Here is a 23976-nt window from a genome sequence, read left to right on the forward strand (position 1 = left end):
AATATCGTACTCAAGCATTTCATTATTGTAAATAAGAATCATTATCTTATCTTCCATTTAATGTATTTTGATAGAATCTCCACTCATCTTCAATCATTTGCTTTAAAGTTCGTTTCGGATTCCATTGTAATAAAGTTTTTGCTTTTCCTATATTTGCACCCAATTGAGCCAACTCTTCATGCTTATAAATTGCCGATTGCGTCGGAATTTCGGCTTGGGTAACCTGTGAAATTTCATCTAATAATTGACGAATCGATTGCACTTGCTCATGAGCAATATTAAAAGCTTCACAGCAATGGGTTTGATCGCGTAACCAATGTAAAGTTAAGCTTACTGCTTCACATACATCTAATACATGTAAAAAGCTACGTTCTACTGTATGGTCTTCGGTCGAAACCTGATCTTGTAATTCAATTAAATCACGCTGCATCGCTGCAACTTGTAATGCAAGCGGTACAATATTTTTAGGGAGCTGTGCAACATATTCACCTAATACACCATGCTCAAAAGCACCTACAATATTTGATAGGCGTAGGATTGCAATTTTCCATTCATGATCAATTTTATGAGTATCTCTAATGATTTCTTCAATCATCTGTTGAGATTTAATATATGGATTAGGATAAGCATAGTTGAAGTCTTCTGTTTCGCTTAACTGCAAACCAGATTTTCCATAGACTGCCAAGCTAGATAAATGGATAAAATGACGAACACCAGTACGCTGCATTGCACGTAACAGGCTCATAATGCAACTGACATTGTCATTGTAATATTCGAGCGGTTTTAAATTAGACTCTTCAATAGATTTAAAACCAGCTGTGTGAATAACTGCATCGATTGAGTACTGTTCAAATACTTTGTTCAATGCAGGTGTATTACGTACATCAAGTTTAACAAACGGAACGTACATACCAGAGATGTATTCTAACCGCTCAAGCGTTTGCAAGGTCGAGTTAGCCAAATTATCGACAATAACCACTTCTTGGCCTTGAGCCAATAGACTCAATGCAATGTGTGAACCGATAAAGCCTAAACCACCTGTCACTAAAATCATTGTATACTTACCTTTCTCTTAATGTATCTACGCCCATTTAGACGTATGACCATAGTGAATTCTCAATGAGTACATTACTACTAATAACCTCTGCTCCTACTTCGATCCATGCTTGGCATGCGCTAGGCCTTGCTCAGGCACTCAAAAGTAAAAATGAAGACTTTCGTGTATTCTTTTACCAAGATGGCGTTCAAGTTGCGAATGATTTTCAATGGGTTCCTGACGACCAGCGTAATTTAACGCATGAATGGCAAAAGCTCGCGATCCGACTTCCTGTCTGTGTCAGCGCAGCTCTTGCACGTGGGATTACCGATGCAGAAAATGCGAGTCGTCATCAACTTAGTCATCACAACCTAGCGAACAACTTTGAGTTGGTTGGACTAGGTGAACTTGCTGATGCAGTACAGTCAGCCTCTCGTCTTCTTCAATTCTAAGTTACTTTATTAACTTAGATTGTTGCTTTTAAAAGGTATATTGTGTGAAAACTGTACTCGTTATTTTGACCCAAGCCAATTTAACCAGCCTACAAGTCAATGAAAGCCTCGCCGCTACTATGGTTTTAGCAACCTTTGGCTCACCAGTCAAAGTATTATTAAAAGATGCGGCTCTTAGTCTTTTACAAAATGAACGTAACTTTGACCAATTGCAGCATGCATTTAAAATTGCTTCAAATATGGTAGATAGCTTTGAGTTTTATGACTTAAGCCCAATTCTTATTGAAGACAAAAATAAACAGCATCCTTTTGTTCAAAACAGTGAGCAGGAACTAGAATTTGTTCAGCTAGATACGAAACTCATCCAATCTTTCGATCATGTCTTATATTGGTAGATAAAGGTGTAATTTTAATGACGCAATCAACTCTTTATCTTGTGCAAGCTTCTTATCACCATACTCCTCGCATTATTGAAGAACTTGCAAAACTGTTCCATAAAGATGATCAACTTATTTTTATGGGTGACTCAACTGCTCAACTTACAGTAAGTATTTGTCAGCAGTTTGGCTCAGTTTCTTGCTTGTCTCATGAAAAAGATTTAATTGATGCAGAAACCTTGGCTCACGTTAAGGTATTGAACTATGACCAGTTTGCGGATCTGGTTTTACAATTTAATCGATGTATTTCTTTGAAATAATATAGTTAGGCTCATTTTTATGAATTTAGAATTAGATCAAGATGGTCATTTAGTCGACTATACGATTTGGAATCCCGAAGTAGCACAGGAACTCGCCAAATCTCTCGATCTTGAATTAACAGATTGGCATTTTGAAGTTTTAGCTGCGGTTCGCCAATTTTATCAGCAATTTGGGCATTCTCCTGCAACACGTCCTTTGATTAAGTTTTTAATGAAAACCGTAAGTCCAGATATTAATAATGCTGTTTTACAGCAAAAATTTAATACCGGTTTAGTTGCTCGCCATCTCAGTCGCTTAGCAGGTATTCCTAAACCGGCAAATTGTTTATAAATTTTTATGCGAATTTTTTAGCGGCAGCGACACATAAAATTGTTACTGCCGTTACCATTAACATCGACCAACTTACATGTTCATGTAATAAAAGTGCAGCAATCGCGAGTCCCATTAATGGTTGTAAAAGTTGTAGCTGGCTAATTGCAGCTATACCGCCTTGAGCAAGACCTTTGTACCAGAAAAAGAACCCGATGAGCATACTAAATAAAGATACGTAAACCAGTCCTGCTACCGCCGATGTAGATACATCTTGAAAGGAAACGGGCATATAAAAAAGAGTAGCGAGCAGCATAATCGGTAAAGCTAAAATAAGCGCCCAACAAATCACTTGCCATCCACCTATTTTTTTCGAAAGCACTCCACCTTCTGCATAGCCAAATCCACACAAAATAATTGCAATAAGCATGTATAAATCGCCAATGCCAAAAGATGCTTCACCGGACAAAAAGAACATATAGGTAAAAACAACTAAACTGCCTAAAATTGCAAATATCCAAAAAAATAAATTTGGTTTTTCTCCACCTCTCACTACTGCAAATATGGCAGTAGTGAGCGGTAGAACGCTAACAAAGACAATCGAGTGGGCTGCGTTCATATACTGCAAGGCAAGCGCCGTAAATAATGGAAACCCAACTACAACGCCTAAAGCCACAATAGCCAGCGGCCACCAGTCTTGTTTAGCAGGCTTTTTTTCCTTAAGTAAAAAGATAAGAATTAAGCCCAAGACTCCTGCAATGACAGCTCTTGCTGCTGTTAGAAAACCAGGCTCAAAACCTGTTACCGCAACACGGGTAGCGGGTAACGAGCCTGCAAAAATTGCAACGCCAATAAAACCATTTACCCAACCGTTCATAAACTTTTGCATATTATTCTCCGCAACTATACGAAGAATTTAAGCTGTGATATGGTGTCAAAACCAGATACAAAGCAGTACAATTTTAAAAAACTGTTATGTATAAATAAGCAGTACAGTAGAGATGATTAACGTGAACCAGACAAAAACAAAAATCGAACTTGTTATTTCACAGATTGAACAACAAATTAAGAATCGCTCTTTGACTCCGGGAACTCGACTCCCCTCTGTGCGCAAGCTGGCCAAAGATTTAGGTTTTTCAGTTTCTACGATTGTCGAAGCTTATGAACGATTAATTGCCCTAGGTAAAATTGAATCACGTAGTGGATCGGGCTTTTATGTAGTGGCACCACTTGCTCCTTTAGACTTAAGTGAATTAGGACCCAAACTAGATCGCTCAATAGATCCGTTATGGATTTCACGTCAGTCTTTAGAGGCAGAACCTGATGCGTTTAAGCCCGGTTGTGGTTGGTTACCTAATGACTGGATGCCACTTGAAAGTATTCGTAAGGCATTAAGATCTGTTACACGAAGTGAAGATGATAGTTTAATGGGTTATTCTTCACCGTTAGGGCTGCCCGTATTAAGAGATTTACTGGCTAGGCGAGCACAAAATAAAGGTATAGAGGCAAATCTCAATCAAGTTGTTCTAACCGATTCAGGCACTCAAGCTATTGATCTGGTTTGTCGTTTTTTACTTAAACCAGATGATGTAGTTCTAATTGATGACCCATGTTACTTTAATTTTCATGCTCTACTTAAAGTTCATCAAGTTAAAGTTATTGGTATTCCATACACTCCAAATGGCCCAGACTTAGAGGCATTTAAAGAAGCGATTGAGATCTATAATCCTCGGCTTTATATTACAAATTCAGGAATACATAACCCCACTGGCGCAACGCTTTCACTCTCGACAGCTCATCAATTACTGAAGTTGATTGATCAATCTAATTTAATTGTGATTGAAGACGATATATTCTCGGATTTTGAATATACTCCAGCTCCACGACTTGCAGCCCTAGACAACCTTTCACGCGTGATTTTTATTGGAAGTTTCTCTAAAACGCTTTCTGCCTCTATTCGCTGCGGCTACATTATTGCAAAACCAGAATGGATTGATCAGATTACCGATTTAAAAATTGCTACCAGTTTTTCTCACAATGGACTCTCAGCCAAGATTTTACACACAGCTTTAACCGATGGTTCATACCGTAAGCATTTAGATTTATTAAAAGTTCGTTTAGCTCAAGCCATGCAAGAAACAATCACGAAGCTCAAATCGATTGGGATAGAACCGTGGATTGAACCCAAGGCTGGAATTTTTGTGTGGTGTCGTCTACCAGAAGGTGTAGATGCAGCGAAGATTGCCCAGTTTTGTCTGAATCGGCAAGTGATTCTCGCCCCGGGTAATGCCTTTAGCCAAGCACAATCAGCAGGTCAATTTATCCGTTTTAATATTACTCAATCAAATCATGATTATATTTATAAGACTCTTGCAGAAGCACTTCTACAAGAGTCGTTAGGTTAGAGAACCGAGTTTAAGCCTGTTTTTGCTTTTGTTGCATATAAGCAAAATAGCCCGGCCCAGCCGAAACCTGAACTTGCTTTGCATGTAATGGCTCACGGCATACTGAACACACCATAACAGGTTCAAACTTATGTCCACATGTTTTGTGACGATATTCCAAAGGTTTACCTAAACCTTGATCCATCCATTTATCTGCCCAGTTCGCCATAGATAAGATAATTGGATAAAGCTCAAAGCCTTTATCCGTGAGACGATATTCAAAACGCTCCTGACGGTCAAAATAAGGTGCTTTTACTAAAATTTCGTATTCAACCAACCTTTTTAAGCGATCAGAAAGGACATGACGAGTGACACCTAATGATTTTTGAAAATCATCAAAACGGCGAATTCCCATAAAAGCATTACGTAATATTAACATCGTCCATCGATCACCAATCACTGATAGCATGCGGGCAACTGAACAAGGCTGATCACCGATGTCATCCCATTTCATCTTTATGCTTTCCTCAATATAAAACTGGCCTATTTGCCATATTATTTATACCCTAAACCACTTAATATGTTATATGCAATATAGAGCTTAGAAATAAGTTTTCAGTATATTTATAAAGCTTATTTTTTTAAAATAACAGTCACTAAAAATAGATATAAAATATAATTAATCCATCCGTATGGATTAATTATATTCAGCTTATTTATAAGTTAATTTGAAATAAAGATTCCCTTTAGCACAGTTCCTGATGCTAGTTTTGTACTCGCAGGAATACGGACTAGACAATTGGCTTGCATAAGATTACTCAGCATATGGGACTGCTGCTTGGCCAAACCTTTTACCCTAAGTTGTCCTGCATCAAAATAAGCATACATTCGTAAAAAACGCTCACGTGCATCTTCTTTTAAATCATGCTCTAAAATTGCGGTAAACCATTCTGGTCCGCGTCTATTGCCCTGCAATGCATCAAGCAAAGATTTTCCGTAAATTTGCATTGCGACATATACCGCAGCTGGATTGCCCGGTAAGCCTAACAAATAGCAAGAATGTTGGGTTTGTGAATTATGGTATTCGGCAAAGAATAAAGGTTTACCCGGTTTTTGTTTAACTTTCCAAAAGATTTGTTCAAACCCAACTTCGAAAGCACAGGGCCGTACAAAGTCGTAGTCTCCTACCGACACTCCGCCAGTCGTTATAACAACATCATGGCTGTCTTTTAGTTGATTAAAGTAATGGGTGACCTGCTCTGCTTCATCTGCTACGTGAATGAGTTCGATATCTAAACCATAATCTTCAAACCAAGCTTTTAGTAATGGGCCATTTGCATCAAAGACTTTACCTTCAGCTAGATCTTCTGCTGTTTCGGCAACTTCATCACCCGTGATCAAAACAGCGACTTTCGGTGCACGATAGACTTCAACGGTTTGCACACCCGCCATACTTAAAGCAGCCAAACTTCCAATATTCAAAAGTTGTCCTACTTGAGCAAGCAACTGCCCTTGCTGGATTTCCTCTCCGGTAAAGCGGATATCGGCTTGAGGACGTATATGTTCCGTTAAACAAATTTCTTGGGCCGAAATAACCGATACGATTTCTTGTCGAGCTACATGCGTTGTCCCTTCAGGAATTTTGCCGCCCGTAAATATACGAATTGCCTGACCTTCACCGAGTATATCATGACTCTCGCTTCCGGCACGAATCTCACCTGTGACTTGGAACTTTTGATTATTTAAATCTTCTGCATGGCTACAAAGTGCATAACCGTCAACTGCACTTTGAGAGAAACTTGGTAAATTAATTTCAGAGTAAATATCTTTGGCAAGATAACTACTTAGGCTATTTGTTAGAGTCTTTTGAATAGAGCTTAAGTTTTTAGGCTTATTAATAACTAAATCTAGCGCTTCATCTATACTGATTAATCCACGCTCAGCACCACAACCTGACATTATTCATAGCCTCCTGGATGTGGTAAATCACGGCAAACATCAAAAATATGGACTAATGCGGGTAAAATAGCGGCCATTGATTCGCTTGCGCCACCACGGCTTCCCGGTAATGTCACTACTAACGAACGGTCAATAAACCCTGCTACTCCGCGTGACATAGCAGCATATGGCGTGCGTTTTTGTCCAAATGAGCGAGCAGCTTCCATTAAGCCATCTAATTTACGTTCTAAAAGAGGCTCTAGCGTATCAACTGTAATGTCACGCTTACCAATTCCTGTCCCACCCACAGTCATAATACAAGCATACGATTTGGTGAGTTCTAAAACCAATTCTTTGAGATCATCTGCTTCATCGGGCAAAATTTGGTAATGGATCGGATCAAAGCCAGCTTCAGTTAAAGTTTCAACCACAGATTTTCCAGCAGTATCCGGCTTTCTACCCGCTGCTACGGTGTCTGACAAGACAATAACCGCAGCCGAAACAGGCTGACGCAATACCCGTTTAAAATGGGATTTTCCGCCTTTTTTCTTCAGTAGTTTACATTGATCCATCCAGAGTTCTTCTGGTTCACAATGAGGCTTTAACATGTCATAGATAGTTAAGCCTGCAAGGCTTGCCGCCGTTAAAGCTTCCATTTCTACGCCAGTTGGACCAATAGTTTCAACAACAGCAATAATTTTTACAAAGTCATTTTCCAATTCATATTCAACATCTGCCCGATAAATCGGTAACGGATGACATAGTGGAATTAGCTCATCAGTTCGTTTTGCTGCCAAAATTCCTGCAACACGTGCTGTTTTTAATGCATCACCTTTTTCCGTGTTTCCTTGTCTTAATAGTTCAATACAGGCGGGTGGTGCATATAAAATCGCTTGTGCTTCGGCAACACGATAACTTTCCGGCTTCATTCCTACGTTTTTCATTATTTATCCTAGTGTTACATATTTCAGTGTGAGTGCTCATGGCCGGCATGATGATGGTGATGTTTGTGGTCGTGCGGCGCATCCTTACGAATACAACAGCCCTCTACATAATGACTTGTGCCATCTGTAAAGAACTCTTCTTTAAAGACAGGCACTTCATGTTTTACCCGTTCGACTGCTTCCTCACATGCTTGAAAAGCTTCACGGCGATGGGCTGCATACACAATCGCAATAATGGCTGTTTCACCAACATCTAGATATCCAATTCGATGAACCACTCGCACATAAGATACCTGATACTTTTTCTCAATTTCTAGTTCAATTTCACGTATCATTTTTTCTGCAAGCGGTTTATAAGATGTATATTTCAGCGCCTTTACCGCTTTACCTTCGTGGTGATTACGAACCGTACCCATAAAAATATCGATACCGCCACATTCAGGAAAAGATTGAATCGGATCAAAAGTATCTAGGCTTAAAGCCTGCTCTTGTATTCTTGCAAACTCTTTCATGATTCATCCTCCAGCAACGGGTGATAATAAAACCAAAGTGCATGGCTCACTTAAGACAGTTTGTCTAGTTATGACATTATCACCAATTGCACATGCACATTTTTCCATGGCTTTTGTAGATTCCGGATGCAATAAAACAATTTCATCTAATACATCTTTAACCAAACTATGGTTAGGACAAACTAACAAAAGATTTTCAGGAAGCAATTTTTCAATTGCACCAAATGCTTCGACTTTAATTTGGATAGATTGTTGCATTTATCCCCCAAGCATATGCATGCTGATTTTACGGGTTTGTTGATGTTGTAAGGCATGGAAACCTTTTGCTTTATGCCAGATATAAGGATGAACCAAATTCTTTAAATTTTGGATATATATACCGTATTCTGGGCTATGTTGTTTGCTTACCAGTGCTTGAAGCTGAGGCTTAATATTTAAACCTTGCGGCGCAAATAAACAGTTATATAATTCGCCTTTTGCGGTAAGCCGTATACGGTCACATTGGTGGCAAAATGAATGCGTAATTGTGGAAATAATTCCTAAATGGTAGCTACCATTAATTAGATATTGACGCGCAGGCTCATGTTGCTGCTCGATCACTTGTACCGAATAATACGGTCGCAATACCTTTAAAATTTCAGCCTCGCTTACCACATCTTTATTTGACCAAAGTGCATCACCATCAAGCGGCATAAACTCGATAAAACGTAAAGGAATATGATTAGAAATTGACCACTTCACCATAGGTAAGATTTGATTATCATTTTTATCTTTCATTAATACGCAGTTAATTTTAAAAGGCAGTCCTTCATCTTTAGCAGCTTGAATACCCTCAAGAACCGGTTCTAACTTTTTCTTAGTGATCTCTTTAAATTGAATTGAATCAAGACTATCTAAACTAATGTTTAAATCATCTAATCCAGCGTCTTTTAGTTGTTTAGCGTATTTAGCAAGGTAATGACCATTTGTAGTCATCGATATACGTTTTAAACCTAATGCTTTTAAGGCCTGCAAATCACGAACAAAATGAACAATGCCTTGACGCATTAATGGTTCACCACCCGTAATGCGAATACTCTCGATACCTTGCTGCACCATAAAATGACAAAATTGAAAGAGCGCTTCAAAACTAAGCAAGTCCTGTTTATTTAACCATTCTGGATGCTCAGGCATGCAATATACACACTTAAAATTACAGCGATCAGTTACAGAAATTCGTAACTTACGCTTGATACGCCCATATTGATCTTGCAGAAGGCTTGGCGCATTTTCAGAGTGATATTGTTTCATCATTTGCACTCATATCGAGAACATTTCAAATCTTGCGAGCACCGATTATGAACAATCAAATACAAAAAATTGCATCTTAATAGTGCTTTGTTCTTTAATAGCAAAATTTGTTCCAGCTCTACTTATTTTCCATAATATTTAAATTTTTTATAGACTTTTCACCGCACTACCTTAAGAACAATTAAAAAATAAATCTCAAGTTAGCGCGGTAAAATCTATGTTTTACTTGATTCTATTTCTAACACTTTTCTAAACGGATGGGTACATATTTATGGTACGGCGTTTTCGACAATGGATCACAATGTTCAGCAGAAATAAGTAAGTTTAATTGTGGCCCAATCGGTTCTCCATTTTGAAAGCGCATACCGTAGCCATGTGGCAGTGACACAACACCTCTTCTCATCCCATCATCCAACTCAATAGTTACCTGAATTTCTCCATGTTGTGAGATACATTTAAGCTGCCCTCCTGTATCTACATTTAAGTGCCTTGCATCTTCGGGATGAATACGTAGTGCACCTTCTGCATCTACTTTTCGCCAAGCAGGGTCACGGTAAATTTGGTTGGCGTTGTAACTACGGCGTTCACCTGACAAAAGGATGAAAGGAAACTCTTCAACATTAACGTTATGGCTTTTCAAGCTTGCGAGTTCACTTAACATCTCGGGAATTGCAAGACGTATTTTCTTATCTTTATAAGCCACCAGTTTCCAGACTTCGTCATATTCATGTTGCGATAAAACCATACCTGAACGTTGCTTTAATATCTGCTCAAATAGTTTGACACCTTGTGTTAACGGATTACCTTTATAACCTGCACGGCGTACCGCTTTGGTATGTAAAACAGCATATTGAATAGATAGCGGCAGTAAAAAAGCAACTGAATCTGCAGAATTGCCAAGTCGTTTGCCAAGAGTTCGATAAATAATAGAAGCAGCAAAAGGGATATATTTTTTATGTCGTGCCAAGGTAAGTCCTAACGCCGACAAGTATGGTAAGTAGGCAGTTTTTTTCGAGTCGACCGCAGCTATTTTTTCTAAAACTGGGAAACTCTTCGGAATAGCATTCATCGCTTCCAGTAATCGAGTATAAATTTCGGCTTCCGGTAAAGTATTTGCTTGAGCAACCAATACGGGATGACGCAGGTGAAAACCATTCTTAGGAAATTCCAAGTTAAAACCGGTAAATTCCCATTTTTCAAACTGAGTATGAGCAGGCAAAATATAGTGTGCAAATCTCGCGGTTTCTGTCATCGCAACATCAACTACCACCAACAAATCTAATGCTTTAAAGGCTTCCTCAAAAGCTGGTGTATCAGGGTAAGTTAATAGTGGATTACAACTATCTACAAACACAGCACGAATTCGCTTTTCCCCTGCTTTTAAGATTTCATCGGGTAAAATATTAGGCGGGAAAAACCCGGAAATCGGGAACATTTTATGGTAAACGCTACGTCGATATTTTGGTTTTCTTTCATCCGTATCGGTCAAAATTGGAATAAACATGGTATGCAAATTATTGGTACCCTGTTTTCCAAAGTTCCCTGTCAGCAAGTATAAGAGCTTTTCTAAATAACCATTTAATGTTGTATTCAAAGTATGTTGAATACCTAAATCGATACGTACACAGCCTCTTTTTGCTTTGGCAAACTCTCGAACCACTTGATAAATCAAATCGATAGGTACATCAGCTTTAGCAATATAGTCTTCAATCGGGACATGGTTAAATGCAGCTTTTACTTCTTCAAACCCATGTGTGTGCTGCTCAATAAACGCTGCATCATAAAGCTTTTCTTTAATAATGATCGCAATCATGGCCGACATTAAAAAAGCATCTGTTCCCGGTTTTAGCTGTACGTGAATGTCTGCTTGTTTTGCCGTTTCGGTAACACGCGGGTCGAACACCACCATGGTTCGGTTCGGATCTTTTTTAATATGTTTTAGCGTGTCTCGTGCGTTAGGAATACCATGTGCCTGAAACGGGTTCGTCCCAATAAAAAGTACGTAATCTGCATGCTCAACATCTTCTGTCGTATGGCAAGCCTGACTACCGAACAGGCGGCCATTGAGCCAGAAATCACCTGTTTTTTCTTGGGCAAGTGAGTTATATGCATAATAACTTTTCATAGCCAGTAAAAGTTGTCGACCATAAGCTGCACCGAGGTGGTTACCCTGTCCACCGCCCCCAACCGAAGCAAAAGCAGTACCGCCAAATTTATCTCTAATCTGAACCAATTGATCAGCAATTTCTTGTATCGCCACATCCCAACTAATTTCTTGAAATGAGCCATCTGGTTGGCGTTTTAAAGGTGCGGTTAAACGGTCTGCATGTTTCTGGTAATGCTGTAATCTTGCGGCTTTTTGGCAAATGTAACCTTGAGAAAATGGATGCTCAGGATTACCTTTAATTTTGACAAATTGGTTATCTTTAATTTCTACGCTCAAACCGCAGTTTCTTGAACATAAAATACATGCGGTCACATCTGTTTTACTTTGCTGAGCTGCGTCCATCATTTTTCTGGCTCCGTTTATTTTTATACATCTGGCTAGAATGAAAACAACAAGTTCCAAAATAGAACTTAAATTCTAAACAGTCAATAACTCAAAATTTAAAAAATGATTTCAGATTATCAATGTAAATTTTAAATCGATATGATTGAAGTTCTAATTTGTCGAAAAAATCTCTTTAAATGCTTTAATTTGTTTGTATTGTTGAAGTTCATCTAAAGAATTAATGCTATGGAAAAATAAGTTTTGCTTTTGAAAAATGGCTACTTGTGCGTGTAAAAGTTTAAAGCAATTTTTTAAACTCAATTGTTGCTTATCAATTTGCTGCTCTAAAACCTCTAGACTTTCACGTTTTAACAAACAAAATGGGTATAAAGCATCTCCATTAATTGAAACGTAAGCTGCCTGGGCCTGTTTATTTTTGCGAAGTGCGCTGTGTAATTTCGCAACGACTTGCGTAGGTATGTAGGTCACATCACAAGGGATAAACAAAACATAATCTGCTTTTACATGTGACCATGCGCTTTTCATTCCCATGAGTGGGCCAAAAAAGCCTGCTGCATCATCTTGAAAACATTTAATATCAGGCACAATACTTTGATAAATCGAATAATCACGATGACTATTCACCCAAATTTCAGATACAGATGACTTTAATTTTTGATGAATTTTGAGTAGTTGTGTATCGCCATCGAATTGCTGCAACAGCTTATTTAAACCATTCATACGGCGGGCTTGTCCACCCGCCAGAATGACCAGATCAGTTACGGGATATCCCTTATTCACACTTCCACCTCTTGCTGGCAAGCTTTAATCAAGCCTCGGATTTCAGGTAAACATGAACCACAGTTTCCACCTGCTTTTAAACATGCAGTAACCTGTTTTTCATGGGTAATGTTTTGTGTTTTTATTGCTTCGATAATTTTATTCTTACCTACTTTAAAACAACTACACACCAAAGGCCCATCATTATTGGTAGCCGACATTGGCATACCTGCTAGTAAAGCTTTACGGTGCAAGGCGCTCAAACGTTCGCGTTTAAACAGACTTGCTACCCAGTCACGGTCTGGCAATAAATCTGGCGGTGCAATATATAGACTTGCAATTACAATGCCATCTTTCAAAATAACACTATGGCTCAGTTGTGAAGAAATATCTTCTATGCTTAACCATTCAAAGGTTTCATCGGCAAATGGCAAAAAGCTTTTCAGATTCTTTTGAGTATCATGAAAAGTTTGGCGGTCTGCAAGTTCATAGCGGCTGGTTTTCACCATTTTGACTTTGGTCCACCATGCACAGTGATGTAGCGATTCTTGAATATGAGAATCGTATCCTTCACGAATATAGAGCACACCTTGCCAAGTGGTATAGAACGGTTGAATAGTTACAGGCGTATGTTTGAACTCGGGCTCACCTGAAATTGCATCAACTTCTGGATTAACGACTTTACCAATACGGGCATCGGATGCGACCTGTTCAGTCCAGTGAATCGGTGCAAAAATTTGCCCACGACGGACACCTGATGAGAAGGTTACACGTAGTACACAACTGCCCCATTTCGAACGAACTTCTACTAAACCTTGATCACGTACACCAAACTTTAATGCATCACTTGGATGAATCTCACAGAATGGTTCAGCACGGTGACTGGTTAAATTTGGCGACAAACCAGTACGGGTCATGGTATGCCATTGATCGCGAATACGCCCCGTGTTCAAAATGAGCGGATAATCTTCTGAAATTGCATGTACCGGATTAATTGCAACAGTCGGAATTAGTTTTGCCTTGGTGTTTTTGTGACTAAACTGGCCCTTGCCAAACAGTTGTTGAACAGCTTTAGCGTCTTGATTTTTACTCCAGACTGGCCATTGCACTGGTTGCAGAACATCGTACTCAGCAGCACTTAGGTTCATTAAACCTTTTAAGTTGAAATAACGAAACGTATCAGTTTGCTCACGTGCTTCAATGTCCGCATTATCTTGTGCTGACAAAGCCGCATGTTCATTGAAAATATCAACAGCACTCGTAAAGTCAAAACCTTTAAAGCCTAATTTTTTCGCAACTTGGCTCACTGACCACCAATCTGCTTTTGCTTCACCCGGCGCAGGTAAAAAAGCACGTTGACGTGAAATACGACGCTCAGAGTTAGTAACGGTTCCGTCTTTTTCACCCCAACCTAAAGCTGGAAGCAAAATATCGGCGTAAGCCGTAGTATCCGTATCGGCACAGATATCTGACACAACGACCAATTCGCATTTTTCTAAAGCACGTTTCACCTGATCAGCATCTGGTAAACTTACCACCGGATTGGTTGCCATAATCCAGATGGCTTTAATTTTTCCAGCTTCAACAGCACGGAATAAATCAACTGCTTTTAAGCCAGCTTGAGTTGCAATAAATGGGCTGTCCCAAAAGATTTGCACTACTTTTTGGTGCAAGGGATTATCTAAATCCATATGGGCAGCCAGCATATTAGCTAAGCCACCCACTTCTCGGCCACCCATAGCATTGGGCTGGCCTGTCATTGAAAATGGTGCAGCGCCGAGCTTTCCAATTTTGCCTGTTAGTAAGTGACAGTTAATAATGCTGTTGGCTTTATTCACGCCCTGACTTGATTGATTCACACCCATTGAAAATAGCGTAATTACCTTTTCAGTCTGCGCAAATTTCTCAAAGAACTGTTGCATCTTATCGAGTGCAATTCCTGTACGCTTTGCCACATATTCCACATTAGTTTCTGGCTCGCTGCTTGCCAAAACCTCTTGCAAACCTTCGGTATAAGCATCAACAAAAGCCTGATCGGCATGACCATTTTGATATAAATATTGGAATAGACCGTTGAACAATGCGACATCTTGGCCCGGTAAAATCGGTAAATGTAAATCCGCTTGCTCACAAGTACTGGTAAAACGTGGGTCAATCACCACAATAAACATATCTGGATTGTGGCTTTTAGCCTGCATAATCCGTTGATACAGTACAGGATGGCACCATGCGGTATTGGAACCAACCAAAACCACCATGTCTGCATGTTCAAAATCTTCATAACTTGCAGGCACAATATCTTCACCGAAACTACGTTTGTGACCTGCCACCGCAGATGACATACAAAGCCGTGAGTTGGTATCGATATTTGCAGTGCCCAAATAGCCTTTTACAAACTTGTTCACCACATAATAGTCTTCAGTCAAAAGCTGACCTGAAACATAAAATGCAATGCTGTCACGACCATATTTGTCGATACAAGACTGGAATTTATCGGCAATTTTATTGATTGCTGCATCCCATGTCGTTACAGTCCGATGTGGCTTACGACCAAACATGGGTTGAAGTAGACGTGTTTCCAACCCCAAAGTATCCGCAAGACGGCTACCTTTAATACATAAGCGTCCAAAGTTGGAAGGATGCTCAGCATCCCCCTCAACTTGCACCACAGGTCCTTGAGGTTTTTGTTGGACGTTTACGCTAACACCGCAACCTACACCGCAATATGGACATGTTGTTTTGATTGTTTTTGCAACATGATCGGAGCTATCGACTTCAACGCTTGGAATACTATTCATAACTGCTCCTTTCCCTATTTAGCCTGCATTTTTTAATGCAAAATCTCGACCAAATAGCAGTTTATTTCTAAATGAAGAAACAGGGGTTTGGTCTGCAATTAACTCTGCATACCACATACCATCTTCAGTATCACCAAACAATACTGCACCGATTACTCGATCGCTTTGAATAATAATGCGTTTATAAATCTGGCGTTTTTCATCGTTCAGGATAATGTCTTCATAATCATCTTTCGGCTCAAAATTGCCCGCCGAGAATACATCGACACCACTGACTTTTAACTGAGTCGGTACAGTGGGTGCTTTAAAAGTTAAGCTGCCGTGCTCTGCTAAATGGGTCGCGCAAATAAAAGCTTGGCCCCATAGTGGCTCAACCAAACCAAAAGTTTGACCACGGTGTTCAATACACTCACCCACCGCGTAAATACTTGGGTCAAATGTTTGCATGGTGTCATTCACCAATACACCACGATTACAACGTAAACCAGCACTTTGTGCCAAAGCAATATTTGGACGAATGCCCACAGCGAATACCACAAGGTCAGCATCTAACACTGTGCCATCTTTCAAACGGATTTGCTTCACATGTCCGTTTTCATCACCAATTAACGCTTCTGTATTGGCTTCGGTAATAATATGAATACCTTTTTGTTCAATGCTATGACGTAATAACTGGCTCGCACGACCATCAAGTTGGCGTTCCATAATACGGTCCATCAAATGCAATACTGTGACATTCATACCGCGTTGTTTTAAACCATACGCCGCTTCTAAACCCAGCAAACCGCCACCAATCACGACTGCATTAGTTTTTGAATCGCAGTATTCAATCATGGTGTTAACGTCATAAATATCGCGGAAAGTTAACACACCTTTTAGGTCAACACCTTGAACTGGTGGAATAAATGGTGCCGAGCCTGTTGCCAGAATCAAACGGTCATAATCAACTGTCTTGCCTTTTTCGGTGTAAACCACTTTACGTGGGCGATCAATTTTTACGGCTTTATCACCGGCAATAAATTTAATGCTTTTATCGTCATACCACTTTGGTGGATGCAACATAATGTCTTCAATGGTTTTCTCACCCGATAAAACCGGAGACAACATAATACGGTTATAGTTACCCCATGGTTCTTCACCAATCACCGTAACTTCATAACGGTCTGGTGCCATATCAAGTAAATCTTCCAGACAACGCATCCCTGCCAAACCATTCCCGATCAGCACCAGTCTAAGTTTGTCTTGTGATACCCCTGTATTGGTAATATAAGTTTTTTGCGGCACCGCATTGATCCAAACACGGCCATCAACAATTTTGCTCGGGTAAACCGCCAATTTTTGGTCTTTATCTTCTAAACAACGGCCCGTAGCTAAACTGAAATGTTGTTTATAAATTGGTGATGCAACCACGCGTTCGCCTTGTAAATCACCAATAATCCCGCGACTCATCACATTTGCTAAGCTAAACGGATCTTTATTGCTTAGTACATAAACACGTTTTTCATGCCCCACACGGAAGATTGCAACCGCTTGACCGCTCACTAGCGCTCCTGCACCAGTGTTTGGAGTTAAATCATCGAGTGCACAAACGTCAATCCACTGATCATCAGGAAGCATATTTTTGTCTTGTACAATATTCATATAAGTTCCCCTTTATGCTTCAACCATTGGAATACGGTCTTCTGAACGTTCAGCTTCGGTTAATGGGCGGATTTGACCACGTTCAGTTGTAAATTGAATGTGCGGATCAGCTTGTTCATTCGCTCCTGCATTGATATAGGTTTGGAAGCGTTTACGAACTTCTGGGTTCTCGACAGCTGTACGCCATTCGTCTTGATATGTACCAATAATGTGTTCCATACGGCGCTCAAGCTCGGCGGCTAAACCAAGAGAGTCATCAACGATCACAGATTTAAGGTAGTCTAGACCGCCTTCCATGTTGTCACGCCATACACTGGTACGTTGTAAACGGTCTGCCGTTTGAATGTAGAACATAAAGAAACGGTCGATATAACGAATCAGTGTTTCTTTATCAAGGTCAGATGCAAGTAATTCTGCATGACGCGGTTTCATACCACCGTTACCACATACATAAAGGTTCCAACCCTTTTCAGTGGCAATCACGCCTACATCTTTACCTTGCGCTTCTGCACACTCACGTGTACAGCCAGACACTGCCATTTTCAATTTATGCGGTGAACGCAAACCTTTGTAGCGGTTTTCAAGTTCAATCGCTAAACCAACCGAGTTATCTACCCCGTAACGGCACCAAGTGCTACCCACACAAGATTTCACTGTACGTAACGACTTACCGTAGGCATGACCAGACTCGAAGCCCGCAGCATTTAACTCTTCCCAAATAAATGGAAGTTCATGAACTTGGGCACCAAACATATCAACACGTTGACCACCAGTAATTTTGGTGTATAAGTTATATTTCTTTGCAATTTGACCAATCGCAATTAAGCCATCCGGAGTGACTTCTCCACCTGCCATACGCGGTACAATTGAGTAAGAGCCATCTTTTTGAATGTTACCTAGGTAGTAGTCGTTACTGTCTTGCAAGCCTGCATGACTTGGCTTAAGTACGAAATCATTCCAGCAAGATGCCAAAATATTTGCTGCCGCTGGTTTACAAATATCACAACCTAAACCGTGCCCATGTTGATGAATCAAATCATCAAATGTCTTGATTTCATTGACACGGACCAAGTGATACAACTCTTGACGCGAGTACGGGAAGTGTTCGCAAATATGATTGTTAACAGTCACACCTTGACGTTGTAACTCTGACTTCAATACTTGAGTCACTAATGGTGCACAACCACCACATGCTGTTGCTGCTTTGGTGCATTTCTTTAATGCACCTAAAGAGGTCGAACCATCGCTAATTGCTTGGCAGATGTCTGCTTTTGATACGTTGTTACATGAACAAATGGTCGCGCTGTCTGGCAGTAAATCGACTCCGCTACCACCAGATTTTGCTGCTGATTGCTCAAAACCCAGCATAATTAAACTTTCAGGCACTTCCGGTAAAGCCAGACCATTCAACATCATTTGTAAAAGTTCGTTGTATTCTTTGGCATCGCCCACTAAAACCGCGCCAAGCAATTTGGTTTTGTCGGCATTTACAACAATCTTTTTATAAACCAGTGCATGTTCATCTGCATAGAAATAGCTTAATGCACCTGGGGTTATGGCATGTGCATCACCGACCGAAGCAACATCAACACCCATCAGTTTCAACTTGGTGCTCATGTCTGCGCCAGCGAAGCAATGACACTCTTCATCTAAAATATGTTTTGCTGCAATACGCGCCATGTCATAGCCCGGTGCAACCAAGCCATAAATTTTATTTTGCCAAAGCGCACATTCACCAATGGCATAAATGTTTTGATCAGATGTTTGGCAATAATCATTAATTACAATACCGCCACGCTCACCAATCGCAAGCCCGCTATTTCGCGCTAACTCATCACGTGGGCGGATCCCCGCAGAGAATAAAATCACATCAGTTTCGAGTTCACTACCATCGGCAAACTTCATCACATGAGTGGTATTTACACCAGACTCAATAGACTGAGTCGCTTTTTGTGTATGAACTTTTACACCTAAATCTTCAATTTTACGGCGTAAAACTTTGCCCCCTAAGTCATCAATTTGAACTGCCATCAAACGTGGTGCAAACTCAACAACGTGCGTTTCTAAATCTAAATCACGTAAAGCTTTGGCTGCCTCAAGTCCAAGTAAACCACCGCCAATTACTACACCTGTTTTTGCATTGAGACTCGCTGCACGAATCGCGTCTAAGTCTTCAATAGTACGGTAAACAAAACAGTTTTCACGGTCATTACCCGGAATTGGCGGAACAAATGCATATGAACCAGTCGCCAGCACCAACTTGTCATAACTAATCACATCACCATGATTGGTTGTTACGGTTTGTGCAGTTGTATCAATCGCCACTGCTTTAGTATTTAAACGTAGGTCGATGCCATACGCATCGGCAAAATCAAAACGTGCTAAAGATAAATCTTTTGCCGATTTCCCTGAGAAGTATTCAGTCAAATGTACGCGGTCATATGCGATACGAGGCTCTTCTGCGAGAATTGTGATTTCCAGTTCATCATCTGCTTTTTCTAAAATGGCTTCGATGAATTTGTGGCCCACCATACCATGACCAATCATTACCAATTTCATAGTGTTTCTCCTCAAATCACGTTGCTTTTAAGCTGCGTTCTTACGTTCTCAAATAGACATTGTTGTTTTGCCTTGTGCTCTACCGAGAAACGTATCAACATCACAAAGCGTATAGCTGCTTGGAATCCATTTTTTCCACTCGTTGACGACACCCAATGCATAGCAAAGTCATAAAAACAAATAAAAAAAGCGAGCCCCCTCATAGAGAAGGCTCGCATCGCTGGAACTGAAAAATTAGTTAATTCAGATGTAACTTTTTTATGCAATAAAAATAAAGACATAACCTTCACTCCGACTGAACGTAAATTCTTTATGTGTGCAGTTGCACTCACAAATTCGATCAGAACGGACATCGTTGGCCGTCTTTAAAACTTATGGTCGTCTTCGACCTGTAATTAACTAAGCATTTTGCATGCCAATTCTTTTTAAGATTAATATTAATAATTTTTTATTATTATTTTCAATTATTTAAACTAAAATACCTTTTCATCCATAAAGAAGATTTAATTTTTCCTGCACTATTGCTGCTCCTCTATATGGTTTAAACAAAAATAAGTTTTGCCACAAAATGAATCGTATTTTTGCACCAATATCGATCAAAACAATGCTTTAACATAGTAAAGGACCACTCATGCCTGATTTTTTGTTTAAATTTGGATGGCACTAATCTTGCTTAAAACTTAATAACAAAAAACGCGTCGAATTGGCGCATTTTCTTAGCCTGATTTTCTGAACTTATGCCAAAACTCAAAATAGCTCTTATCGATGATGATCATGCACGGGCCGACTATATAAAAAACAGTCTGCTTGAAAATGACTTTGAAGTGGTGGCCTGCCTTACTTTGGACCACTTAAATATTTTCTGTCTTGAAGATTTACAAGCCGATGTCATCTTGCTCGACATGGATCATCCTCATCGTGACATTATTGAAAGTTGTGTGAGTAGCTATGACCTACCAACTGTTCTATTCACTAAAAATTCAGATAAAGACACCATCAAACAAGCGATAGATGCAGGTGTAACGGCTTATATTGTAGACGGCATAGACCCTGCCCGCTTACATACCATTTTAGAGATTTCAATTGAGCAATATAAAAAACATAAAAAGCTCGAAGGTGACTTAAAAGAAGCTCAAACCAAACTGGCAGATCGTAAAGATGTTGAAAAGGCCAAAGTGCTACTCATGCAACTGCATGGCTTACCTGAAGATACGGCTTTTCAATTACTCAGAAAAAATGCCATGAGTCACCGTATAACGATTGGAGAAATGGCACGGCGTTTACTTGACGCTCAAAAATTACTAAATGATCAACTAAAGGATGAATAAATGAGCAAATTAGAAAAGACTCAATTGCAACTCGGCTATATTCCTTTACTTGATTGCATCGCTTTACTGTGGGCAAAGCAGCAAGGTTTCTTCGAAGAAGTCGATTTAGATGTTACCCTAGTCAAAGAAGCATCATGGGCAAGTCTACGCGACCGTTTAGCTTTTGGTTTATTAGATGCTGCACATTGTTTATCTGCTATGCTACCCGCTGCAGCTGTGGGTGCAGACCAAATTGGTATTGCACTGCAAACCCCTCTTATTTTAAGTAAAAACCGTGCCTTTATTAGCTTAAGCCAAAAATTAACCCATCAACTGGCTATTCAAGAGAATGATAATGCACAAACTACCGCCCAAAAAGTGACGAGCTACATTAAAGAAGATAATGCTCTATCCTTAGCCCATGTATTTAAACATTCAATCCATCATTATTGTTTAAGAGAATGGCTTGCGTTGGCAGATTCTAAAATAGCTCAAACGCTCAAACTCAAGGCACTTCCGCCACCGTATATGGTCGAAGCTTTAGATAACCATGTGATTGATGGTTTTTGTGTGGGAGAGCCGTGGAATACACAAGGAGAACTTTTAGGCTTAAGTAAAATGGTTTGCTCAAGTCAGGACATTATTCCCAATGTGGCAGATAAAGTTCTCGCAGTAACTCAAGAATGGGCCGAACAACACCCTCAAACCTTAGTTGCACTTACAGGGGCAATTATGAAAGCCCAAAAAGAATTGAGTAATTTAAAAGATTTTACGCCTGTCTTAAAGTTATTGGTCGAGTTTGGGATTGTCCGATTTCATTGCTCGGAAGAAGTACATGTCGATAAATACTATATGATTCAAAATATTGTTAAGTATTTGGTTAAAGAAAATGCTGCCCCGCAACCAGAAGACTTTTATTGGTTATTTGAACAAATGCAAAAATGGGAAAAACTTCAATTAGCCCCTGCTCAAATCATAGAACTGAGTACACAATGCATTAATCTCGATTGCTACAATCAAGCCAAACTCTAAAAAACTTAAGCACATTATAAAAAAAAGCTGTCTTTATTAACAAAGACAGCTTGAAAGACCCATAAGACAAATGCGTTATACGCATTACTACATTTAAAAGACTCAACTCATCCATTAAATATAGTTCTTATGCTTCCGATCATAACCAACTAAAACTTATCATTTTCAGACATTTCCATATCAATAACTGACAATTCAGCAGTCTTGCATCCTTTTTATAATTTCGACGAACAACCTGAACTCCCCTAGATATTAGTCTGTAATTTTGTTAACTTGATTATGTTACAAATTCAAAATATGTATTTTGGATTAATAAATTGGGGGCAAAGAAATGATGAGAGAAATCTCACACCGCGAAGTTTATGCACTGGTTGATATTAACAATTGTTATGTCAGCTGTGAGCGACTTTTCAACCCTAAACTCAATGATAAACCTGTAGTTGTTTTATCTAACAACGATGGCTGTGTTGTTTCACGTAGCGAAGAAGCAAAACTTTTAGGTATCAAGATGGGAATACCTTGGTTTCAAATTGAAAAAGATGCTTTAAAAGCTGGTGTTCAAGTTTATTCAAGCAACTACACTTTATATGCCGAGATGTCTCGTCGCTTTTTTGCTGTCCTCGGTGACTTTTTCTCTCCAGATGACTTAGAAGCTTACTCTATAGATGAATGCTTTATTCATCTCACCCCTTACCTTCAGTCTATTGATATATCAGATTACTGCAGTGAAGTGAGAAACACCCTCCTAAAATGGTTAGGCTTACCTTGTTGTATTGGTATTGGATATTCAAAGACACAAGCAAAACTTGCCAATCACTATGCTAAGAAAATTAAAAGTTTTAGGGGAATTTGTAATTTTATCACCTTAGATCCATTAATTATGGAAGATCTCATGCAGCACACATCAGTCAAAGAAGTGTGGGGAATTGGCTATCAATTGGTCAAACAACTACAAAGTTATGAAGTGTACTCCTGCCTAGACTTAACTTTTGCCAATGAACACCATATGGCAAAAGCATTTTCTGTGGTCATGGCACGTACCATTCGTGAGCTAAAAGGCCAATCCTGTATTCAACTTGACGATCCCGCTATTCCGACTAAACGGATTTTAGCATCACGAAGTTTTGCTCAAGCTTTATCCAGTATTGAGATTATTAAACAAGCACTTATCTTTCACCTTAACCGGGCACATCGCCGTTTAATGAAACAAGAACAACTTTGTGCCTGTGTTCAAGTTATGCTTTATGAAAAAACCGACAAACCACCCTATAAAAAAGCCACATCTCAGGCAATTGGCCTTCATTATGCAACAGATGATTTATGTATACTAACAAAAGCCGCAATGCAGCAAATCGATGTTTTATATAAAGAAAATAAAAGCTACATAAAAATTGGCGTGTTATTTTGTGGTCTACATGCACGTCAGCAACATATTGATGATTTATGGCAGCCTTTAGAACTTATTCATCAAAGACAACAATTGATGGAAACTTTAGGTATAGTCCGTAAGCGTTTTGGTAGTCATTACTTACAAGTCGGCTATCACTCACGTAACCCATCTTGGCAAATGAAACAATGCCATCGCTCAAAAAATTACCTAACTCGCTGGAATGAAATGTTAACGATTGAAGATGCTCACGACCTCGTTACACAAAATACATGAACTGTTTTTGTCAATTCGGTTTAAAATAAGCTCCGTTAAATTACTTGAAATTTTGTCATTTTTTAACATTGCTAATTCGTCGCAAAATTTACAATATATAAGCCGAATTTGGTGTACCCTTTCTGCGACAATTAAAAGAAAT

The 23976-nt window shown here is 39.5% G+C and carries 22 protein-coding genes and 1 pseudogene; 8 read left to right on the forward strand and 15 right to left on the reverse strand.

Annotation, left to right across the window (positions count from 1 at the left end):
• Window positions 1-46: 46 nt before the first annotated feature.
• On the reverse strand, window positions 47-1054 hold the full coding sequence (gene galE / locus CSB87_RS01790; RefSeq protein WP_004886857.1) for a UDP-glucose 4-epimerase GalE: 1008 nt from the start codon (window positions 1052-1054) through the stop codon (window positions 47-49).
• 65 nt (window positions 1055-1119) lie between these two features.
• Between galE and tusD the strand changes: the two genes are divergently transcribed.
• The 4 genes from tusD to CSB87_RS01810 are packed head-to-tail and all read left to right on the forward strand — an operon-like array spanning window position 1120 to window position 2516.
• Entirely contained in the window at window positions 1120-1488 is a 369-nt protein-coding gene (tusD, locus tag CSB87_RS01795; protein WP_000105718.1) for a sulfurtransferase complex subunit TusD, read from the forward strand.
• A 44-nt stretch (window positions 1489-1532) separates the two neighbouring features.
• Window positions 1533-1883: a hypothetical protein gene (locus CSB87_RS01800; protein ID WP_004886854.1), complete on the forward strand. Its 351-nt coding sequence runs from the start codon at window positions 1533-1535 to the stop codon at window positions 1881-1883.
• 17 nt (window positions 1884-1900) lie between these two features.
• Window positions 1901-2185, forward strand: a complete 285-nt coding sequence (locus CSB87_RS01805) for a hypothetical protein (RefSeq protein ID WP_004886852.1) — start codon at window positions 1901-1903, stop codon at window positions 2183-2185.
• Between the two features lie 19 nt (window positions 2186-2204).
• Entirely contained in the window at window positions 2205-2516 is a 312-nt protein-coding gene (locus CSB87_RS01810; RefSeq protein ID WP_001047539.1) for a TusE/DsrC/DsvC family sulfur relay protein, read from the forward strand.
• Window positions 2517-2520: 4 nt separating this feature from the next.
• On the opposite strand, the gene CSB87_RS01815 is transcribed toward CSB87_RS01810, so the two are convergent.
• The gene (locus tag CSB87_RS01815) at window positions 2521-3384 is read right to left on the reverse strand and encodes a DMT family transporter (RefSeq protein WP_004886847.1); all 864 of its coding nucleotides are present in this window, start codon (window positions 3382-3384) and stop codon (window positions 2521-2523) included.
• A gap of 121 nt (window positions 3385-3505) precedes the next feature.
• Between CSB87_RS01815 and CSB87_RS01820 the strand changes: the two genes are divergently transcribed.
• A complete protein-coding gene (locus tag CSB87_RS01820; protein WP_025466830.1) occupies window positions 3506-4900 on the forward strand; it encodes a PLP-dependent aminotransferase family protein in 1395 nt (464 codons plus the stop codon).
• Between the two features lie 10 nt (window positions 4901-4910).
• Here the strand turns inward: CSB87_RS01820 and CSB87_RS01825 are convergent, their stop codons facing one another.
• The 12 genes from CSB87_RS01825 to CSB87_RS01880 all read right to left on the reverse strand — a co-directional run bounded on the left by CSB87_RS01825 (window position 4911) and on the right by CSB87_RS01880 (window position 20185).
• Window positions 4911-5393, reverse strand: coding sequence for a winged helix-turn-helix transcriptional regulator (locus CSB87_RS01825; protein WP_004886841.1), 483 nt, complete (start codon window positions 5391-5393; stop codon window positions 4911-4913).
• A gap of 209 nt (window positions 5394-5602) precedes the next feature.
• Entirely contained in the window at window positions 5603-6838 is a 1236-nt protein-coding gene (locus CSB87_RS01830) for a molybdopterin molybdotransferase MoeA (RefSeq protein WP_004886838.1), read from the reverse strand.
• On the reverse strand, window positions 6838-7761 hold the full coding sequence (gene moaCB, locus CSB87_RS01835) for a bifunctional molybdenum cofactor biosynthesis protein MoaC/MoaB (RefSeq protein WP_004886834.1): 924 nt from the start codon (window positions 7759-7761) through the stop codon (window positions 6838-6840). Before moaCB ends, CSB87_RS01830 begins: the two co-directional genes overlap by 1 nt.
• Before the next feature lie 23 nt (window positions 7762-7784).
• A complete protein-coding gene (locus CSB87_RS01840; protein WP_004886830.1) occupies window positions 7785-8273 on the reverse strand; it encodes a molybdenum cofactor biosynthesis protein MoaE in 489 nt (162 codons plus the stop codon).
• 3 nt (window positions 8274-8276) lie between these two features.
• Window positions 8277-8531 carry a MoaD/ThiS family protein gene (locus CSB87_RS01845; RefSeq protein WP_001187656.1) on the reverse strand — a complete coding sequence of 85 codons (255 nt, stop codon included), beginning with the start codon at window positions 8529-8531 and terminating at the stop codon, window positions 8277-8279.
• Complete coding sequence (gene moaA / locus CSB87_RS01850; protein ID WP_079377781.1) at window positions 8532-9572, reverse strand: GTP 3',8-cyclase MoaA; 1041 nt, start codon at window positions 9570-9572, stop codon at window positions 8532-8534.
• 229 nt (window positions 9573-9801) lie between these two features.
• Window positions 9802-12075 (reverse strand): molybdopterin-dependent oxidoreductase, encoded by a 2274-nt coding sequence (locus tag CSB87_RS01855; RefSeq protein ID WP_004886823.1) that lies wholly within the window; start codon window positions 12073-12075, stop codon window positions 9802-9804.
• A 150-nt stretch (window positions 12076-12225) separates the two neighbouring features.
• Complete coding sequence (gene mobA, locus CSB87_RS01860; protein ID WP_004886820.1) at window positions 12226-12855, reverse strand: molybdenum cofactor guanylyltransferase; 630 nt, start codon at window positions 12853-12855, stop codon at window positions 12226-12228.
• A complete protein-coding gene (locus CSB87_RS01865) occupies window positions 12852-15632 on the reverse strand; it encodes a nitrate reductase (RefSeq protein WP_004886817.1) in 2781 nt (926 codons plus the stop codon). Before CSB87_RS01865 ends, mobA begins: the two co-directional genes overlap by 4 nt.
• A gap of 18 nt (window positions 15633-15650) precedes the next feature.
• Window positions 15651-17273, reverse strand: a complete 1623-nt coding sequence (nirD, locus tag CSB87_RS01870; protein WP_004886815.1) for a nitrite reductase small subunit NirD — start codon at window positions 17271-17273, stop codon at window positions 15651-15653.
• A gap of 12 nt (window positions 17274-17285) precedes the next feature.
• Window positions 17286-19832, reverse strand: coding sequence for a nitrite reductase large subunit NirB (gene nirB, locus CSB87_RS01875; protein ID WP_004886812.1), 2547 nt, complete (start codon window positions 19830-19832; stop codon window positions 17286-17288).
• An 11-nt stretch (window positions 19833-19843) separates the two neighbouring features.
• The gene (locus CSB87_RS01880; RefSeq protein WP_006581338.1) at window positions 19844-20185 is read right to left on the reverse strand and encodes a hypothetical protein; all 342 of its coding nucleotides are present in this window, start codon (window positions 20183-20185) and stop codon (window positions 19844-19846) included.
• A 384-nt stretch (window positions 20186-20569) separates the two neighbouring features.
• On the opposite strand from CSB87_RS01880, the gene CSB87_RS01885 reads away from it, so the two are divergent.
• Together CSB87_RS01885 and CSB87_RS01890 are read left to right on the forward strand one after the other, a co-directional pair.
• A complete protein-coding gene (locus CSB87_RS01885) occupies window positions 20570-21160 on the forward strand; it encodes an ANTAR domain-containing response regulator (protein ID WP_004886807.1) in 591 nt (196 codons plus the stop codon).
• Entirely contained in the window at window positions 21161-22171 is a 1011-nt protein-coding gene (locus tag CSB87_RS01890; RefSeq protein WP_004886803.1) for an ABC transporter substrate-binding protein, read from the forward strand.
• Between the two features lie 14 nt (window positions 22172-22185).
• On the opposite strand, the pseudogene CSB87_RS01895 reads toward CSB87_RS01890, so the two are convergent.
• A pseudogene (locus CSB87_RS01895) lies at window positions 22186-22286 on the reverse strand (hypothetical protein).
• 219 nt (window positions 22287-22505) lie between these two features.
• Here CSB87_RS01895 and CSB87_RS01900 point away from each other — a divergent pair.
• Window positions 22506-23834 (forward strand): Y-family DNA polymerase, encoded by a 1329-nt coding sequence (locus tag CSB87_RS01900; RefSeq protein WP_006581337.1) that lies wholly within the window; start codon window positions 22506-22508, stop codon window positions 23832-23834.
• The last annotated feature ends 142 nt before the right edge of the window (window positions 23835-23976 follow it).

Source organism: Acinetobacter sp. AR_0276, assembly GCF_003000705.1.
Classification (GTDB): Bacteria; Pseudomonadota; Gammaproteobacteria; order Pseudomonadales; family Moraxellaceae; genus Acinetobacter; species Acinetobacter nosocomialis.

Bases quoted from the DNA above. Each gene is read 5' to 3' on its own strand.
- CSB87_RS01855 (WP_004886823.1), bottom strand. From the start codon at position 12,075: ATGATGGACGCAGCTCAGCAAAGTAAAACAGATGTGACCGCATGTATT.
- CSB87_RS01885 (WP_004886807.1), top strand. From the start codon at position 20,570: ATGCCAAAACTCAAAATAGCTCTTATCGATGATGATCATGCACGGGCC.
- CSB87_RS01830 (WP_004886838.1), bottom strand. From the start codon at position 6,838: ATGTCAGGTTGTGGTGCTGAGCGTGGATTAATCAGTATAGATGAAGCG.
- nirB (WP_004886812.1), bottom strand. From the start codon at position 19,832: ATGAAATTGGTAATGATTGGTCATGGTATGGTGGGCCACAAATTCATC.
- CSB87_RS01900 (WP_006581337.1), top strand. From the start codon at position 22,506: ATGAGAGAAATCTCACACCGCGAAGTTTATGCACTGGTTGATATTAAC.
- CSB87_RS01890 (WP_004886803.1), top strand. From the start codon at position 21,161: ATGAGCAAATTAGAAAAGACTCAATTGCAACTCGGCTATATTCCTTTA.
- tusD (WP_000105718.1), top strand. From the start codon at position 1,120: ATGAGTACATTACTACTAATAACCTCTGCTCCTACTTCGATCCATGCT.
- galE (WP_004886857.1), bottom strand. From the start codon at position 1,054: ATGATTTTAGTGACAGGTGGTTTAGGCTTTATCGGTTCACACATTGCA.
- nirD (WP_004886815.1), bottom strand. From the start codon at position 17,273: ATGAATATTGTACAAGACAAAAATATGCTTCCTGATGATCAGTGGATT.
- CSB87_RS01815 (WP_004886847.1), bottom strand. From the start codon at position 3,384: ATGCAAAAGTTTATGAACGGTTGGGTAAATGGTTTTATTGGCGTTGCA.
- CSB87_RS01810 (WP_001047539.1), top strand. From the start codon at position 2,205: ATGAATTTAGAATTAGATCAAGATGGTCATTTAGTCGACTATACGATT.
- CSB87_RS01865 (WP_004886817.1), bottom strand. From the start codon at position 15,632: ATGAATAGTATTCCAAGCGTTGAAGTCGATAGCTCCGATCATGTTGCA.
- CSB87_RS01880 (WP_006581338.1), bottom strand. From the start codon at position 20,185: ATGTCCGTTCTGATCGAATTTGTGAGTGCAACTGCACACATAAAGAAT.
- CSB87_RS01840 (WP_004886830.1), bottom strand. From the start codon at position 8,273: ATGAAAGAGTTTGCAAGAATACAAGAGCAGGCTTTAAGCCTAGATACT.
- CSB87_RS01845 (WP_001187656.1), bottom strand. From the start codon at position 8,531: ATGCAACAATCTATCCAAATTAAAGTCGAAGCATTTGGTGCAATTGAA.
- CSB87_RS01805 (WP_004886852.1), top strand. From the start codon at position 1,901: ATGACGCAATCAACTCTTTATCTTGTGCAAGCTTCTTATCACCATACT.
- CSB87_RS01825 (WP_004886841.1), bottom strand. From the start codon at position 5,393: ATGAAATGGGATGACATCGGTGATCAGCCTTGTTCAGTTGCCCGCATG.
- moaCB (WP_004886834.1), bottom strand. From the start codon at position 7,761: ATGAAAAACGTAGGAATGAAGCCGGAAAGTTATCGTGTTGCCGAAGCA.